We start from the raw sequence: 16,576 nt of genomic DNA, 5'->3' as shown, positions 1-16,576 counted from the left end.
AGGTGCCGCCGTGAGCAACACCGTCCCTTCCTCTTCCGGCTTCTGGAAGCGAAACCAGCAGACGCTCGCGCCCTGGCTGTTTCTTGCGCCGGGCATGCTGATGTTTGTCATTTATGTGCTGGTGCCGATCTTCCAGTCCATATGGATCAGTTTCCATGACTGGGATGGCCTGGGCCCAATGACGTGGATCGGGATTGGCAATTATGTCGAGCTCATCGACGATGACACCTTCTACACATCCCTGCAGAACAACCTCATCTGGCTGGTGCTCTATCTCCTGTCCATTCCGGCGGGTCTGGCTGTGGCGCTGTTCCTGAACCAGACTGTTCCCGGCATCCGTCTTTACAAGTCGCTGTTCTTCTTCCCCTTCGTGATCAGCCAGGTCGTTGTCGGCCTGATGTTCACCTGGTTCTATGCTCCGGATTTCGGCTTGTTCTCCAAGCTGACTGAACTGCTGTTTGGCGAGCAGATCGCGGTTCTCGCCGACGAACGCTATGTCACCTACGGCATCATCGTCGCGGGTCTCTGGCCGCAGACGGCCTATTGCATGATCCTCTACCTGACGGGTCTCAACAACATTAATCCGGAGCAGGTTGAGGCTGCCCGCATGGACGGCGCCAAGGGCCTGAAGCTCCTGTGGTATGTGATCCTGCCGCAACTCGCGCCCGCGACCTTCCTTGCCATGGTCGTTACGGTCATCGGCTCGCTGCGCTCCTTCGATCTGGTCTCGATCATGACGGCCGGTGGTCCCTATGGGTCGAGCTCGGTGCTTTCCTACTTCATGTATGAGCAGGCGCTTTCCGAATACGGTTTCCGCATGGGTTACGGCGCGTCGATCGCGGTCGTGCTCTTCCTGATCATGATGGTCTTTATTTCGCTCTTCATCGTTCGCATGCTTTCCCAGGAAAGGAACGCCTGATGTTCCCGACCCCGATCCAGAAGGCCTCGCCTTTTGCTCAGACGGCCTACAAGCTTCTCTTGCCGATTGCCCTTGTGCTCTGGCTCCTGCCTTTGATCGGCGTGGCGATCACCTCGGTGCGTCCCGCAGGTGACCTTGCGGCCGGCAATTACTTCGGCATCCCTTCGGGCTTTGCCGGCTTTGAGAATTACAAGGCGGTCTTCGTCAATTCGCCGATCGGCTATTATATTCTCAACTCGTTCAAGGTGACGATCCCGACTGTCATCGGTGCGGTGGCTCTGTCCTGCCTCACCGGATTTGCGCTCGCCGTCTACAAGTTCAAGGGCAATCTTTTCCTGTTCTTTTTCTTCGTTGCCGGCAACTTCATCCCGTTCCAGATCCTGATGGTGCCGGTTCGCGACATGACGCTCAAGGCCGGTCTTTACGATACGACGATGGGTCTCGTGCTCTTCCACGTGGCCTTCCAGACCGGCTTCTGCACGCTGTTCATGCGGAATTTCATCAAGGGTTTGCCCTTCGCGCTGATCGAGTCCGCGCGGGTCGAAGGTGTCTCCGAGTGGCGGATCTTCCGCTACATCGTGCTGCCCTTGATGCGGCCTGCCATTGCAGCGCTGTCTGTCCTCGTCTTCACCTTCGTCTGGAATGACTACTTCTGGGCAACTGTCCTGGTGCAGGGACAGCATGCCATGCCGGTGACCGCAGGCCTCTATTCGCTGAATGGCCAATGGGTCGCTGCCTGGCACCTCGTATCCGCCGGTTCGATCGTCGCGGCCCTGCCGCCGGTCGCGATGTTTTTCCTCATGCAGCGCCACTTCATCGCTGGCCTCACACTCGGAGCGACCAAGGGATGAGTGAAATCGTCATTATCGATTCAGGCCAGCTGGCCCTTAGCCTCCGCTTGCCTAAACTTGGCATGCCGGAGATCCTGTCCTTTGGGCGCGAGCCGGCAGAGGCCGATCCCCTGTTCGAGATCGAGCGTTCCAGCCGGGTGAACGGCATGGATATCGCTGTGCCCTCAAGCGTTCTCCTGCCGACGGGCGGAATGGGCTTCTTTGGCTGGCCGGCGATATCCGGTCATCGGGGGGGACATGATTTCGTCGCGCAGTTTGGTGGCTGGACTGTCCTTCGCGAGGGCAACCATACTGTCCTCAAGGGTATCGATGCCGTTGCGAAATTGGGCCTTGCCATCAAACTCACCGCGCATGACGCCGGCCTGATCTCGATGGCGACGGAGTTGAGCAATCTGGGTGATGTGGATTACCAACTTGATCGCTGCATGGCCGCGACCTTCCTCGCACCCGCCGGCGACGTCCAGGTGATGAGCTTTACCGGCATGTGGGGGCGCGAGTTCCAGACACGGCGGGAACTGCTTGGCAATGGCACCTGGGTGCAGGAGAGCCGGCGTGGCCGGACATCGCATGATCGCTTCCCGATGCTGTTTATCGAGAGCGAGGCGCAGATCTTCGGGGTGACACTTGGCTGGAGCGGTAATCATCAGTTGGTGATCGACCGTACCGATGATGGCCAGCGCCTGGTGCATCTCGGAGAACTCTTCGAGCCCGGTGAGATCGTCCTGAAGCCCGGCGACAGCTACAGGAGCCCCGTTGCCTATGCGGGTGCCGACAGCCAAGACTTCCATGCCTTTGTCCGTGACGAGCTGACCTATTGGCCGGGTGGCAAGATGAGCCCGCGCCCTGTGACGCTGAACACCTGGGAAGGCAATTACTTCGATCACCAGATGGATTCGCTGAAGGCCCAGGCGACAGCGGCCGCCGAGCTTGGTATCGAGCGCTTCGTGCTCGATGACGGCTGGTTCGGCAAGCGTGATAATGACACGACGAGCCTTGGCGACTGGGATATCGATCCGCGCAAATATCCGGATGGGCTGAAGCCTCTCGTCGACCATGTCACTGGGCTCGGCATGCAGTTCGGCATCTGGTTCGAGCCAGAAATGGTGAACCCGGTTTCTGAGCTCTACAAGGCGCATCCGGACTGGGCTCTCACCATCGAGGGGCGTCCGATCCTCGAATCCCGCACGCAGTTGGTACTGGACCTGACGCGGGCGGAAGTATCCGACTATCTGTTTGCCAAGATTGATGCGGTTCTGGCCAACCACGCCGTGTCCTATGTGAAATGGGACATGAACCGGGATCTCACCCATGCAGGTGGTTGCGATGGCAAGGCCAAGATTGCGGCCCAGACCCGTGCCGTCTATGCGCTGATGGACCGCGTTCGCGCAGCCCACCCTGACGTTGAGATCGAAAGCTGCGCTTCCGGTGGCGGACGCATCGATTACGGTGCGCTTGCCCGGACACACCGTGTCTGGACCTCGGATTGCACCGATGCGCTGGAGCGGCTCGAAATCCAGCGCGGCGCCTCCGTCTTTGTGCCGCCGGAAATCCTGGGCAGCCATATCTCGGCCTCACCGAACCACCAGACAGGTCGCCGCCATACACTCGCCTTCCGGGCGCTGGTGGCGCTTGCCTATCATCTTGGTGTTGAGCTCAATCCGCTGGAACTGACGGATGAGGAGCGCTCCGAGCTCAAGGTCTATATCGAGACCTACAAGCGACTGCGCGAACTCTTCCATGCTCCGGATGCTGCGTTCCGGCTGGAGCCGATCGACGGACGCTATGTCTGGGGCGCTGCAAGCGACGAAAAGATTGTCTTGATCGTAGCTCAGGGGCCGCAAATGGTTGGCGAGCAGCCAGCACTGTTGAAGCTGCCTGAGAGCGTCACCCGGTTCGGTGGCACCTGGTCGATTGCGTCGGTCCTTCCGGCCGAGCCTGAATTCATCCGTATATCCGAGGGGCAGAAGAGGTTGCTTTCGGGCGAGGTCTCGTTCTCGCTTGAAGCTGCCGGCCTTTCCGGGCTGCCTTTGCCGATGCTGAAACCGGAAAGCGCCCTTCTCCTCGAACTGACACCTTTCAAGGGAGGCAAGACCCATGGCTGATGTAAGCCTGCGTGGCGTCAAGAAACAATTCGGCGCGCTCAGCGTCATCAAGGGTGTGGATCTCGACGTCAAGGATGGCGAGTTCTGTGTCTTCGTCGGTCCTTCCGGCTGCGGCAAGTCCACGCTTCTGCGCATGATCGCAGGCCTCGAGGAGATCACCTCCGGTGCGCTCTCCATTGGCGGCCAGGATATGACCAGCATCGGCCCGTCCGAGCGCGGCGTTGCCATGGTTTTCCAGTCCTATGCGCTCTATCCGCATATGACGGTCGAAGAGAATATCGGCTTCGGTCTCAAGATGACCGGGCATCCCAAGGCGCTTGTGGCCGAGCGTACGGCCTCTGCCGCAAAGATGCTGCAGCTTGAGCCGCTTTTGCAACGCAAACCCGGCCAGCTTTCCGGTGGGCAGCGTCAGCGCGTGGCGATTGGTCGGGCGATCGTGCGCAATCCGGAAGTCTTCCTGTTCGATGAGCCGCTGTCGAACCTTGATGCGGCATTGCGTGTGCAGATGCGCACCGAGCTTTCCAAGCTGCATCAGGACCTCAAGGCGACGATGATCTACGTCACGCACGATCAGGTCGAGGCCATGACCATGGCGGACAAGATCGTGGTTCTTTCCGCCGGTCAGATCGAGCAGGTCGGATCGCCGCTCGAACTCTATCATCGCCCGAATAATCTCTTCGTCGCCGGCTTTATTGGCTCGCCGAAGATGAACTTCCTCAAGGTTCAGGTCACGTCTGCCGATGGAGCTGCGATCGTTCGCCTGCCCGGTGCTGACCTGTCGATCCCGACGCATGGCGTGGCTTTGCAGCCCGGTGAGATGACCTTCGGCCTTCGCCCAGAGCACATCGATGCAACTGGCCAAGGCGATGTGGTCATCGAGGCGACCGTCAAGCTCGCCGAGTATCTTGGCTCGGAGACCCTGTTCTTCGTTACGCTTGCCGATGGCTCCGAGCTTGCCGTCAAGGCTGATGGCCTCGCCAGCGAAAAACCCGGCCAGACTATTCGCCTCGGCATTCATGCCAAAGCCTGCCATCTCTTCGACACGAACGGCAAGGCCGTCATCAATGGGGATCTGACACGATAATGCTGGGCGTCTGCTACTATCCGGAACACTGGGACGAAAGCCGGTGGCAAACCGATGCGCGCAGGATGCGCGAACTCGGCATTTCTTTTGTTCGCATCGGCGAGTTCGCCTGGTCGCGGCTTGAGCCCTCGCGGGGCGAATTCACCTTTGGGTGGCTCGACAGAGCGATTGATGTGCTGCACGAAGCGGGTCTCAAGGTCGTGTTGGGCACTCCGACCGCCACCCCGCCGAAATGGCTGATGGATGAGTGCCCCGATATCGTGCCTTATGACGAGCAAGGCCGCCCGCGCGGCTTCGGTTCGCGCCGTCATTACACCTTCTCCTCTGAAACCTGGTGGCGCGAGAGCGCGCGGATCGTTGAGGTGGTCGCAGAGCGTTACGGCAAGCATCCCGGTATTGTCGGTTGGCAGACGGACAACGAATATGGTTGCCACGATACGACGCTCTCCTGGGGGCCGGAGGATCTGAAGAGCTTCAAGCGCTGGCTGCGGCTGCGCTATCAGTCGACGGATCAGCTCAACGAAGCCTGGGGCTCGGTGTTCTGGTCGATGGAGATGAACAGCTTCGATGACGTCGTGCTTCCGAACCTAACGGTGACCGAACCCAATCCGGCAACGCGGCTCGACTTCTGGCGCTTCCATTCGGATCAGGTCGCCGCCTATGACAAGATGCAGTGCGAGATCATCCGCAAGCATTCGCCGGATCGCTGGATCACGCACAACTTCATGGGCTTCGTCTCCGATTTCGATCACTTCAAGGTGGCCGACAATCTTGATCTGGCCTCCTGGGACAGCTATCCGATCGGCTTTGTCGAGAAGTTCCCCTTCACCGAGGAAGAGCGCAATCGTTGGGCCGAAACGTCGCATCCGGATATCGCGCCCTATCACCATGATCTCTACCGGGCCGTCGGCAAGGGGCGTTTCTGGGTCATGGAGCAGCAGCCGGGTCCGGTGAACTGGGCGCCGTGGAACCCCGTGCCGAAGCCCGGCATGGTACGGCTCTGGACGTGGGAGGCCCTGGCGCATGGGGCTGACGTCGTGAGCTATTTCCGTTGGCGCCAGGCACCGTTTGCGCAGGAACAGATGCATGCGGGCCTCAACCTGCCCGGCCTCGACGAGTGGTCGCCGGGCGGCCGCGAAGCCATGCAGGTCTCGGACGAGCTGGCAGCCCTGGGATCGCTTCCCGAGACCAGCCAGGCGCCGGTGGCGCTGGTCTTTGACTATCAGAGCTACTGGTCGACGATGATCCAGCCGCAGGGCAAGGACTTTCGCTACGAGGAGCTGTGCTTCCGTTGGTACGAGGCGCTGCGTCATCTCGGCCTGAACGTTGATTTCGTCCGTCCCGGGGGCTCGCTTGAGGGGTATCCGCTGGTCGTCGTGCCCTGCATGACGGAAGTCAGCGAAGCGGCGCGGGCCGAACTCGAGAAGGCCAAGGGTGTCGTCGTCATCGGCGCACGTACCGGCTCGCGCGATCGCAACTTCCGTATCCCGGAAAATCTGCCGCCGGGTCCGCTTGGTGGTTTGACCGGCAATCGCGTCGTCCAGGTCTCCTCCATGCGTCCGGGTCTTAGCGAACAGGTTACCGGCACCGTATCGGGTTCTGCCATCCGCTGGCGCGAATATGTCGAGACATCCGCCTCGGTTCTCGCGACTTTCGAGAACGGCGATCCGGCACTTACTGAGAAGGACAATGTGCTCTACCTCGCCTGCTGGGCCGATAGCGGACTTCTGGCCGACGTGCTCGAACTGGCAACGCAGAAAGCCGGCGTTGCGACGCTACGAGTGCCGGATAGTATCCGTATTCGCCGTCGCGGTGACATGGTCTTTGCCTTCAATTATGGCACGACCGATTGGGCCTTGCCCGAAGGTGTAACGCCAGTTCTCGGCGGCGCAAACATCGCGCCGCAAGAGGTCGCTGCCTGGCGGGTCTGAACATGAATTTCACCGGGTCGGACTCGTGCCGGCCCGGTGTTTTGCAGCGCTGATCCGCGGACGCCGGCGACATATCCGGCTGGGTCGCAATCTACTGAAGAGCCTCAGCCATCGCTTGCCTTTCGACATGTCCGTGGCATGGTGCGCCCCATGACCAAAGTGATCCTCATCGTTCTCGACGGGCTGCGCTACGACGTCGCCCGAACCTGCCTCGGTTACATGGAGGGGCTGGTGGCCGCCGGTCAGGCGGAGGTCCGCAAGCTCAGCTGTGAACTGCCCGCCATGTCGCGGCCGCTTTACGAGACCCTCCTAACGGGAAGGCCACCGGTGGAGCATGGCATTGTCAGCAATGGCATCGTGCGTCGGTCGATGGGTGACAATCTGTTCGCCCGTTGCAGGGCGGCCGGCAAGGTCACGGCTGCGGCCGCTTATCACTGGGTATCTGAGCTTTATGTGTCTGCACCCTTCGACCGCCACCGGGATCGAATCCTGCTGGATGGTTCAGGTGACATTTCCCACGGCCTTTTCTACTGGGACGACCACTATCCCGACAGCCATCTGTTTGCCGACGCCGAGTGGCTGATACGGGCCAAGGCGCCGGACTTCCTGCTTCTCCATCCGATGAATGTTGACGATGCCGGACACAAGCACGGGGGCGATAGCATCGGATATCGAAACGCCGCACGGCTGCAGGGCGATCTTCTGGCAAGGCATGTGCCTGGCTGGCGGGAGGCCGGCTACACGGTGATCGTCACAGCCGATCATGGGATGGGGGATGATGGCAATCATGCCGGTCCTACACCACAGGAGATCGAAGTGCCATTTTACGCACTCGGCTTTCAGCTGGGGTCGGATTGCGTTTTGTCTCAGACGCAGATTGCCGGGCTCATCTGCCAGCTCATGGGAATCGATCGAGGCGCTATGCCATCCTATTCAGGGGTGATTCAGCGGATCTGATCTCGTCGCTCCTGATCCGGTGGAGCTGTCCTCCGTAGTGGATAAGGACAGACCTTGAGGAGCGACCGATGACAGATTTTGCGGGCATGACTTCGTTGAACCCGGGCTACCGCGCCCTTGTGCTCGGTGCGAGTGGCGGCATCGGCAGCGCCTTCGTTTCGGCGTTGAAAGCAGATCCGCAATGCGGCGAAGTCATTGAGCTTTCGAGACGTCGCGACGGCTTCGACATCACGAACGAAGAAAGCGTTGCCGCCGCTGCTGCCCGTCTTGCCGAAGCAGCCTTGAAATTTGACCTTGTGCTCTGTGCTACGGGTGCGTTGATCATTGAGGGCAATGGCCCCGAAAAATCCATCAAAGCCATTCAGGGTGACGTGATGGCCGCGCAATTCGCCCTCAACGCCATCGGCCCGGCACTTGCTTTGAAGTCCTTTGCCCCGCTGCTTTCAAACGAGGGAAAGAGCGTCTTTGCGACGCTCTCTGCGCGGGTCGGCTCGATTGGCGACAACAAACTGGGCGGTTGGATTTCCTATCGCTCCGCCAAGGCTGCCCTCAACCAGATTACGCATACATCTGCGATCGAGATCGCCCGCATGCGGCCGCAGAGCGTGGTTGTGGCGCTTCATCCCGGTTCGGTGGATACAGGCTTTTCAGGCGGCGTCTCAAAGGGGCATGACCGCATCCAGCCAGATGAGAGCGTCGCAATGATGCTCTCTGTGCTGGATGGTTTGGAGCCTGCACAGACTGGTGGGTTCTTTGCCTATGACGGCCAGTCGATCGAATGGTGAAGGCGGCAAAACTGCATCTCGTGCTCGGTGATCAGCTAAGCCATTCGCTGGCAACGCTTCGGGACGCCGATCGTGACAGTTCGATCATTCTGATGGCCGAGGTCTGGAGCGAGGCGACCTATGTTCGGCATCACAAGAAGAAGATTGCTTTCCTGTTTTCGGCCATGCGGCACTTTGCCGAGGAGCTGCGGGCAAAGGGTTTCAATGTTCGCTATGTCGCTCTGGACGATCCCGACAATAGCCAGAGCCTGAAAGGCGAGGTGGTACGAGCGCTCGGAGCTGTCCGGGCGTCGTCCGTCGTCGTCACCGAATGCGGCGAGTGGCGTCTCGCCGAGGAGATGGCCAGCTGGGCGGATATGCTCGGCATTCCGGTCGAGATCCGAGAGGACGATCGCTTCCTTTGCTCGGTGCAGCAGTTCCGCGACTGGCGAAAGGGCCGCAAGCAACTCCGCATGGAGTATTTCTATCGCGACATGCGCCGCCAGCATCGCGTTTTGCTGGAGGCGGGCGATGAGCCGGTCGGCGGGAAATGGAATTACGATGCAGAGAACCGCAAGCCGCCGTCTGCGGGGCTGAAAGGTCCAAAGCGGATCAGTCATCCCAAGGACGCGATTACAAGATCCGTTCTGGCACTCGTCGAGGAACGCTTCGCTGACCATATGGGCTCGCTCGACAGTTTCCACTTCGCGGTGAATGCCGTTGAGGCCGAGAAGGAGCTTCAGCAATTCGTCGACGAGATTCTGCCGCGTTTCGGCGACTATCAAGACGCTATGGTGAAGGGTGAACCCTATCTCTACCATTCGCTGATCTCGGCCTATATCAACGCCGGGCTGCTGTTGCCGATGGATGTGATCCGGCGAGCGGAAGTGGCTTGGTATGAGGGCCGTGCGCCGCTCAATGCCGTTGAAGGGTTTATCCGGCAGGTTCTTGGCTGGCGTGAATATGTGCGCGGCATCTACTGGACTGAAATGCCAGACTATGCAGAGCGTAACCACCTTGATGCCTCGCGTCGCCTGCCGCCTATGTACTGGACGGGCAAGACCAAGATGACCTGCATGGCGGCGGCCGTGGGCGATACGATCGAGCACGCATATTCTCATCATATTCAACGGCTGATGGTAACCGGCAATTTTGCAATGCTGGCGGGGATTGATCCATCCGAGGTCTGCGAGTGGTATCTCGCTGTCTATGCGGATGCTTATGATTGGGTGGAGTTGCCGAATACGCTGGGCATGGCGCTTTATGGCGACGGCGGTGTGATGGCGAGTAAACCCTATGCGGCCAGCGGCAAATACATCGACCGAATGAGCAATTTCTGCGCAGGCTGCCACTATGATCCAAAGCTGACCACGGGGCCGAAGGCGTGTCCGTTCAATGCGCTGTACTGGGATTTTCTCAGTCGAAACGAGGAAAAGCTATCGCGCAATCCCCGTCTCGCCAACATGTATGCCACCTGGCGGCGTATGGACCCCTTCAAGCAGCAGACAATTCGCAAACATGCATCGCAGGTGCTGGAAGCGCTCGACACCTTGTGATGGAAGAGCCCGGTTCAGATGGCCGGGCTCGGTTCATCCTTCAACAATCCGCTTGTGCGGAGCAGCGAGGTGAAGCGTCCGCCCAAAGCGCTCAGCTGATCGTAGTTGCCCATTTCAATCACTTCGCCATGGTCCAGGAAAACCACCAGATCCGCCTCGCGAATGGTGGACAGGCGGTGGGCAATGATGAAGGTGGTGCGATTCTTGCGCAGCCTGTCGATCGCCTCCTTCACGCGCGCTTCCGTCTCAACGTCGAGGGCACTGGTCGCTTCATCCAGAACCAGGATCGGCGCATTCTTGAGGATCGCGCGGGCAATCGCGATGCGCTGACGTTCGCCGCCCGAGAGACGGTTGCCGCGCTCACCGACAGGGGTATCGTATCCGATCATGCGGCTTTCGATGAAGTCGGTCGCGGCGGCGGCTTCCGCTGCCTGAAGAATTTCTTCCTCACTTGCATCTTCACGACCAAGGCGGATGTTTTCCCTGATCGAGCGATTGAGCAGGCCTGCGTCCTGGAAGACGGTTGCGATCGCGTGACGCAGCGATTTGCGCGTGACCTTTGCGATGTCCTGACCGTCGACCAGGATCGCACCCGATTGTGGGTCATAGACGCGCTGCAGCAGATTGATCAGCGTGGTCTTCCCCGCACCGGTTGGACCAACGATGGCGACGGTTTGACCGGCTTTTGCGGTAAAGCTCACATCGCGGACACCTTGAGTCGTGGAAGGGAAGTCGAAAGAGACATTTCTGAATTCGACGTCGCCCCGAACGTTTTCGAGTTCGTGGGCGCCGGCCCTCTCCTCACGTTCCTGAACGGCATCTTCCAGGCGGTAGAAATCCTCAAGTTTGGAGCGTGCCTCGAAGATCTGATTGACGAAGGTGATCACCTGATCGAGCCTTCCGATCAACAAGCCGGCAAAGCCAATGAAGGCGATGATGTCGCCGACCTTGAGCTCGCCGCGCTGGACCAGCAAGGTGCCGATGATCAGGATGACCAGCATGGAGAGCGTGGAAGCGATGCGATTCAGCGCGCCGGCAAGAGCCCACCAGTCGAGAACAGGATATTGGGCAGAGAGAAGCTGGCTCGCATAAGTTTTGAGCGCTTTGGTTTCCGCTTCTATGCGGTTGTAGCTGTGCAGGACCGAAACATTGCTGATGGAGTCGCTGACATGCGAAAAGACGGTGTGGTAGTGCCCCTCGACGGAGGCTTGGCCTTCCTTCGTCTTTGTCGTCACGGTCTTGCCGATGATGATGTAGAGGACCGCGAGAGCGATCAGCACGGAGCTCAGCCGAACATCCATCGAAAAGGCCGTCGGAATCAGTAGCGTCAATGCCACGGCGGTCGCCAGATGGGTACGCATGAACTCGAGCCAAAGGCCGAACAGGGTTTCGCCGGCACGCAGCAATGTATGCAGCGCATTCGACGTGCCCCGTTGGTGGTGCCAGCTGAGCGGCATTGAGATGATCTTGGCGAATGATTCGGTCAGGAGATCTGCGCGGCGGCCATGAGCGAGGCGATCCGCCTGCCGGGCTACGAGTACATAAGCCACCGTATTGAAAACGCCGAAGCAGCCCCAGGCGATCAGGATCATGGTCGGATCCTGCTTCTCGGAGATCGCATCTATGATGCGGCCAAACAGAATGGGTTCGACAATGGTGATTACCGCCAGCACCACGTTTGCGGCAACGACCAGCGATACGCGCAGTTTGTAGCTTGCGAGATATTTCAGTGCCTTGAAATAGACCTGCAACAGGGTCAAGCGGTATTCCCTCCGGGATCGATTGATGCCGCCAAAAAATGTGCAGCCATGTTGAAGCGGTCAAGGATGCCTAATGCTTCGCATGGGGTGTTGCAAGGCGCTGCACCTGCTCGCCAACGATTGCCACCATGCTAGATCCTGGGATTTTCATTAAGCTTCCCATAACGCTATTTGACGATATTTGTTCATATTGGTCTGATGAGAAGTGAAAAGCCCCGCTCGTGGCTTTTTAAAGGATTTTCAGTCCTAGAAATTTGAGGGGGTTTGCGTGAACATCAACCACTTGCTGCATTTCTTGGTCGTTGCGGACGAATGCCGATCGGCCAGCGAACTGCTGCTTGAGCTGGAGAAGCTCGTGCGCGCTTACGGGTTCGACTACTACGGTGTGGTCCGACAGCCCAAGCCCAATGAAAATCCGATGGATCTCGTGCTTGCCGGCCGTTGGCCTGACGGCTGGCCGCAGCTCTACATCGCCAAGAAGTATGTTCTGATCGATCCGACGATCAGGCATCTTGGCCAGGCTCAGATGGGTTTCAGGTGGCGCGACGCGCTGGTCGCCTTCCGCAGTGACCCGCACCGCAAGCGCATGGAGCGCATGCTTGCCGACAGCCTGCGCTTCGGTCTCGTCGATGGATATATATTCCCTGTCCATGGGCGCACCGGACTGATGGGTAACTTGACGATCGGTGGCAAAGTCGTTGACTTGTCGCCGAGCGAGATGAGCCTGTTTGATGCGGTCGCCAAGAAGGCTTACTGGCGCCTGCTGGAATTCAAGCATCCAGATCTGCTGGAAGCTGCCCAGAAAGTTGAGGCACGCATGACCCGTCGTGAGATGGAGGTGCTGAATTATCTGGCCGATGGTCTAACATCGAACGAGATCAGCAAGATCCTGAAAATCTCGAACCATACGGTTGACTGGTACATGAACGGTATTCAGGACAAGTTGAACGCCAAGAACCGACAGCACGTCGTCGCTCTGTCGTTCCGGCTCGGACTGGTGACCTAAGCTGACAGGGAATCTTCTGCGATCCCAGTCTGGTAAATTGAACTTCCCAAAACAACGCGCTATGACTTTTCTTCGCAGGTGCACAATGCCCTGGCATATCGTTTTGGGGAGATCGAATTGCCAATATCCAAGATCCTTGTCGCCAACCGTTCGGAAATCGCGATCCGCGTCTTTCGCGCCGCCAATGAGCTCGGTCTGAAAACGGTCGCCATCTGGGCCGAAGAAGACAAACTCGCGCTGCACCGCTTCAAGGCGGACGAAAGCTATCAGGTTGGTCGGGGCCCGCACCTGGCAAGAGATCTTGGACCCATAGAAAGCTATTTGTCGATTGAGGAAATCATTCGCGTTGCCAAGCTTTCCGGCGCCGACGCTATCCATCCTGGATATGGTCTCCTCTCGGAGAGTCCGGAATTTGTCGACGCCTGTAACGATGCAGGACTGATTTTCATCGGTCCCAAGAGTGACACGATGCGTCAGCTGGGCAACAAGGTCGCCGCCAGAAATCTTGCGATCAGCGTCGGTGTCCCGGTGGTTCCCGCGACCAATCCGCTGCCCGATGACGAGGCCGAGATCCATCGTCTTGCCGCCGAAATCGGCTATCCGGTCATGCTTAAGGCGTCATGGGGCGGCGGCGGACGCGGCATGCGCGCCATTCGCGATCCCAAGGATCTGATCCGGGAAGTCATTGAGGGCAAGCGCGAGGCGAAGGCCGCTTTCGGCAAGGACGAAGTCTATCTGGAAAAGCTGGTGGAGCGGGCTCGTCACGTCGAGAGCCAGGTGCTGGGCGATACGCATGGGAATGTCGTGCACCTCTTCGAGCGCGATTGCTCGATCCAGCGCCGCAACCAAAAGGTCGTTGAGCGCGCACCCGCTCCATATCTCAGTGACGCGCAGCGCCAGGAACTGGCTGATTATTCGCTGCGGATCGCCAAGGCGACGAATTACATCGGCGCCGGCACTGTCGAATATCTGATGGATGCGGATACCGGCAAATTCTACTTCATCGAAGTCAATCCGCGCATCCAGGTGGAGCACACCGTTACGGAAGTCGTGACCGGCATCGATATCGTCAAGGCGCAGATCCACATTCTGGATGGCTACGCGATCGGCACGCCCGAATCGGGTGTTCCGCAGCAGGCGGACATCCGACTGAATGGTCATGCCTTGCAATGCCGTATCACGACAGAGGATCCGGAACAGAACTTCATTCCGGACTACGGCCGCATCACCGCCTATCGTTCGGCGGCCGGCTTCGGCATCCGGCTCGACGGCGGTACGGCCTATTCGGGCGCGATCATCACACGCTATTACGACCCGTTGCTTGTGAAGGTCACTGCGTCTGGTAGCACGCCGCAGGAAGCGATCAGCCGCATGGATCGTGCGTTGCGTGAATTCCGTATCCGCGGTGTTGCAACGAACCTTACCTTCCTCGAGGCGATCATCGGTCATCCGATGTTCCGCGATAACACCTACACAACCCGCTTCATTGATACGACACCGGAACTGTTCCAACAGGTCAAGCGCCAGGATCGCGCGACAAAGCTCCTGACTTATCTGGCGGATGTGACCGTCAACGGCCATCCGGAGGTTAAGGGCCGTCCGAAGCCTCCGGTCGATGCCGCTGAGCCGGTCGTGCCGTTTATCGATGCCGATATAAAGCCCGGCACGAAACAGCTGCTGGAAGAGCTGGGGCCGAAGAAGTTTGGCGAATGGATGCGCAACGAGACGCGGATCCTGATGACCGACACGACCATGCGCGACGGTCACCAGTCGCTGCTTGCAACCCGCATGCGCACGCATGACATCGCGAAAATAGCCGATACCTATGCGCGGGCGCTGCCCAACCTGTTGTCGCTCGAGTGCTGGGGTGGCGCGACCTTCGATGTTTCCATGCGCTTCCTGACGGAAGATCCATGGGAGCGGTTGGCGCTGGTGCGCGAGGGCGCCCCGAATTTGCTTCTGCAGATGCTGCTGCGCGGTGCAAACGGTGTTGGCTACAAGAACTATCCCGACAATGTCGTGAAGTACTTCGTCCGCCAGGCGGCCAAGGGCGGGATCGATCTCTTCCGGGTCTTCGACTGCCTGAACTGGGTCGATAACATGCGCGTATCGATGGATGCGATCATCGAAGAGAACAAGCTCTGCGAGGCGACGATCTGCTACACGGGTGACCTGCTGAACTCGGCGCGTCCCAAATACGACCTCAAGTACTACACGTCGCTGGCCGCTGACCTCGAAAAGGCCGGCGCCCACATCATCGCTGTCAAGGACATGGCGGGTCTCCTGAAGCCGGCAGCAGCCAAGGTGCTTTTCAAGGCTCTGCGTGAGGCAACCAGCCTGCCGATCCATTTCCATACGCATGACACGTCCGGTATCGCTGCCGCTACTGTTCTTGCTGCGGTCGAAGCTGGCGTCGACGCTGTCGATGCGGCCATGGACGCGTTTTCCGGCAACACCTCGCAGCCCTGCCTCGGCTCCATCGTCGAGGCCCTTCGTGGCTCGGAACGCGACCCGGGCCTCGATCCGCATTGGATCCGTCGGATGTCCTTTTATTGGGAAGCGGTGCGCACCCAGTACGCCGCCTTCGAGAGTGACCTCAAGGGGCCTGCGTCCGAAGTCTACCTGCACGAAATGCCGGGCGGTCAGTTCACCAATCTCAAGGAGCAGGCGCGTTCCCTTGGGCTGGAAACCCGCTGGCACGAGGTTGCGCAGGCCTATGCCGACGCCAATCAGATGTTCGGCGATATCGTCAAGGTGACGCCGTCTTCGAAGGTCGTCGGCGACATGGCCTTGATGATGGTTAGCCAGGATCTTTCCGTGGCTGACGTCGAGAACCCGGCCAAGGATATTGCCTTCCCGGACTCGGTCGTCTCTATGTTGAAGGGTGATCTCGGGCAGCCCCCAGGTGGATGGCCGGAGGCGCTGCAGAAGAAGGCGCTGAAGGGTGAGCAACCCTACACGGCGGTGCCAGGCTCGTTGCTGCCTGCAGCTGATCTTGATGCAGAGCGCAAGGCGATTGAGGAAAAGCTCGGCCGCGACGTCTCCGATTTCGAGTTCGCCTCGTATCTGATGTATCCGAAAGTGTTCACGGATTATGCGCTGGCAGCCGATACCTACGGTCCTGTGTCAGTCATCCCGACACCGCAATATTTCTATGGTCTTCCCGCCGGCGAGGAACTCTTCCTCGACCTCGAAAAGGGCAAGACGCTGGTTATCGTCAATCAGGCGATTGGCCACACGGACGAGAAGGGCATGGTCACTGTGTTCTTCGAGCTGAACGGCCAGCCGCGCCGCATCAAGGTGCCGGATCGTGCACATGGCGCTGCCGGCAGCGCGGTGCGCCGCAAGGCGGAGTTGGGCAATACGGCGCATCTCGGCGCGCCTATGCCCGGCGTCATTTCGACAGTTGCCGTTGCAGTGGGCCAGACGGTCAAGACGGGTGATGTGCTGCTTTCGATCGAAGCGATGAAGATGGAAACCGCATTGCATGCAGACCGCGACGGCACGATTGCCGAAGTTCTGGTGCGTGTCGGCGACCAGATTGATGCCAAGGATCTGCTGGTTGCCTATTCGGCCTGATTGGTGATCGGACCCTCATGAAAAGCCCCGCCGGTCAGTCGACCGGCGGGGCTTTTTTTTGTTCTTA

The 16,576-nt window shown here is 59.2% G+C and carries 11 protein-coding genes; 10 read left to right on the top strand and 1 reads right to left on the bottom strand.

The window, feature by feature from the left end; genetic code table 11:
* The first annotated feature begins 10 nt into the window (after positions 1-10).
* The 8 genes from ACSV9I_RS13440 (at position 11) to ACSV9I_RS13405 (ending at position 10,164) form a co-directional block, all read left to right on the top strand.
* Positions 11-919 (top strand): carbohydrate ABC transporter permease, encoded by a 909-nt coding sequence (locus ACSV9I_RS13440; protein ID WP_054157958.1) that lies wholly within the window; start codon positions 11-13, stop codon positions 917-919.
* A complete protein-coding gene (locus ACSV9I_RS13435; RefSeq protein ID WP_438329272.1) occupies positions 919-1,770 on the top strand; it encodes a carbohydrate ABC transporter permease in 852 nt (283 codons plus the stop codon). Before ACSV9I_RS13440 ends, ACSV9I_RS13435 begins: the two co-directional genes overlap by 1 nt.
* Complete coding sequence (locus tag ACSV9I_RS13430; RefSeq protein WP_438329271.1) at positions 1,767-3,872, top strand: alpha-galactosidase; 2,106 nt, start codon at positions 1,767-1,769, stop codon at positions 3,870-3,872. The genes ACSV9I_RS13435 and ACSV9I_RS13430 overlap by 4 nt, the downstream gene beginning before the upstream one ends.
* Positions 3,865-4,956: an ABC transporter ATP-binding protein gene (locus ACSV9I_RS13425; RefSeq protein WP_438329269.1), complete on the top strand. Its 1,092-nt coding sequence runs from the start codon at positions 3,865-3,867 to the stop codon at positions 4,954-4,956. Before ACSV9I_RS13430 ends, ACSV9I_RS13425 begins: the two co-directional genes overlap by 8 nt.
* A complete protein-coding gene (locus tag ACSV9I_RS13420) occupies positions 4,956-6,887 on the top strand; it encodes a beta-galactosidase (protein WP_438329267.1) in 1,932 nt (643 codons plus the stop codon). Before ACSV9I_RS13425 ends, ACSV9I_RS13420 begins: the two co-directional genes overlap by 1 nt.
* 150 nt (positions 6,888-7,037) lie before the next feature.
* Entirely contained in the window at positions 7,038-7,844 is an 807-nt protein-coding gene (locus ACSV9I_RS13415; protein ID WP_438329266.1) for an alkaline phosphatase family protein, read from the top strand.
* A 68-nt stretch (positions 7,845-7,912) separates the two neighbouring features.
* Positions 7,913-8,629, top strand: a complete 717-nt coding sequence (locus ACSV9I_RS13410) for an SDR family oxidoreductase (protein WP_438329264.1) — start codon at positions 7,913-7,915, stop codon at positions 8,627-8,629.
* A complete protein-coding gene (locus ACSV9I_RS13405; protein ID WP_438329263.1) occupies positions 8,623-10,164 on the top strand; it encodes a cryptochrome/photolyase family protein in 1,542 nt (513 codons plus the stop codon). The genes ACSV9I_RS13410 and ACSV9I_RS13405 overlap by 7 nt, the downstream gene beginning before the upstream one ends.
* Before the next feature lie 14 nt (positions 10,165-10,178).
* Here ACSV9I_RS13405 and ACSV9I_RS13400 read toward each other — a convergent pair whose 3' ends face one another.
* Positions 10,179-11,924 carry a glucan ABC transporter ATP-binding protein/ permease gene (locus tag ACSV9I_RS13400; RefSeq protein WP_438329261.1) on the bottom strand — a complete coding sequence of 582 codons (1,746 nt, stop codon included), beginning with the start codon at positions 11,922-11,924 and terminating at the stop codon, positions 10,179-10,181.
* 268 nt (positions 11,925-12,192) lie between these two features.
* Between ACSV9I_RS13400 and ACSV9I_RS13395 the strand changes: the two genes are divergently transcribed.
* Positions 12,193-12,930: a LuxR family transcriptional regulator gene (locus tag ACSV9I_RS13395; protein WP_438329260.1), complete on the top strand. Its 738-nt coding sequence runs from the start codon at positions 12,193-12,195 to the stop codon at positions 12,928-12,930.
* 117 nt (positions 12,931-13,047) lie between these two features.
* Positions 13,048-16,509 carry a pyruvate carboxylase gene (gene pyc, locus ACSV9I_RS13390; protein ID WP_438329258.1) on the top strand — a complete coding sequence of 1,154 codons (3,462 nt, stop codon included), beginning with the start codon at positions 13,048-13,050 and terminating at the stop codon, positions 16,507-16,509.
* Positions 16,510-16,576 lie beyond the last annotated feature (67 nt).

The organism is Rhizobium sp. G187 (genome assembly GCF_051549525.1).
Classification (GTDB): domain Bacteria; phylum Pseudomonadota; class Alphaproteobacteria; order Rhizobiales; family Rhizobiaceae; genus Allorhizobium.
Note: the sequence above shows the minus strand (reverse complement) of the source record. Positions and strands in the feature narration are given on the sequence as shown.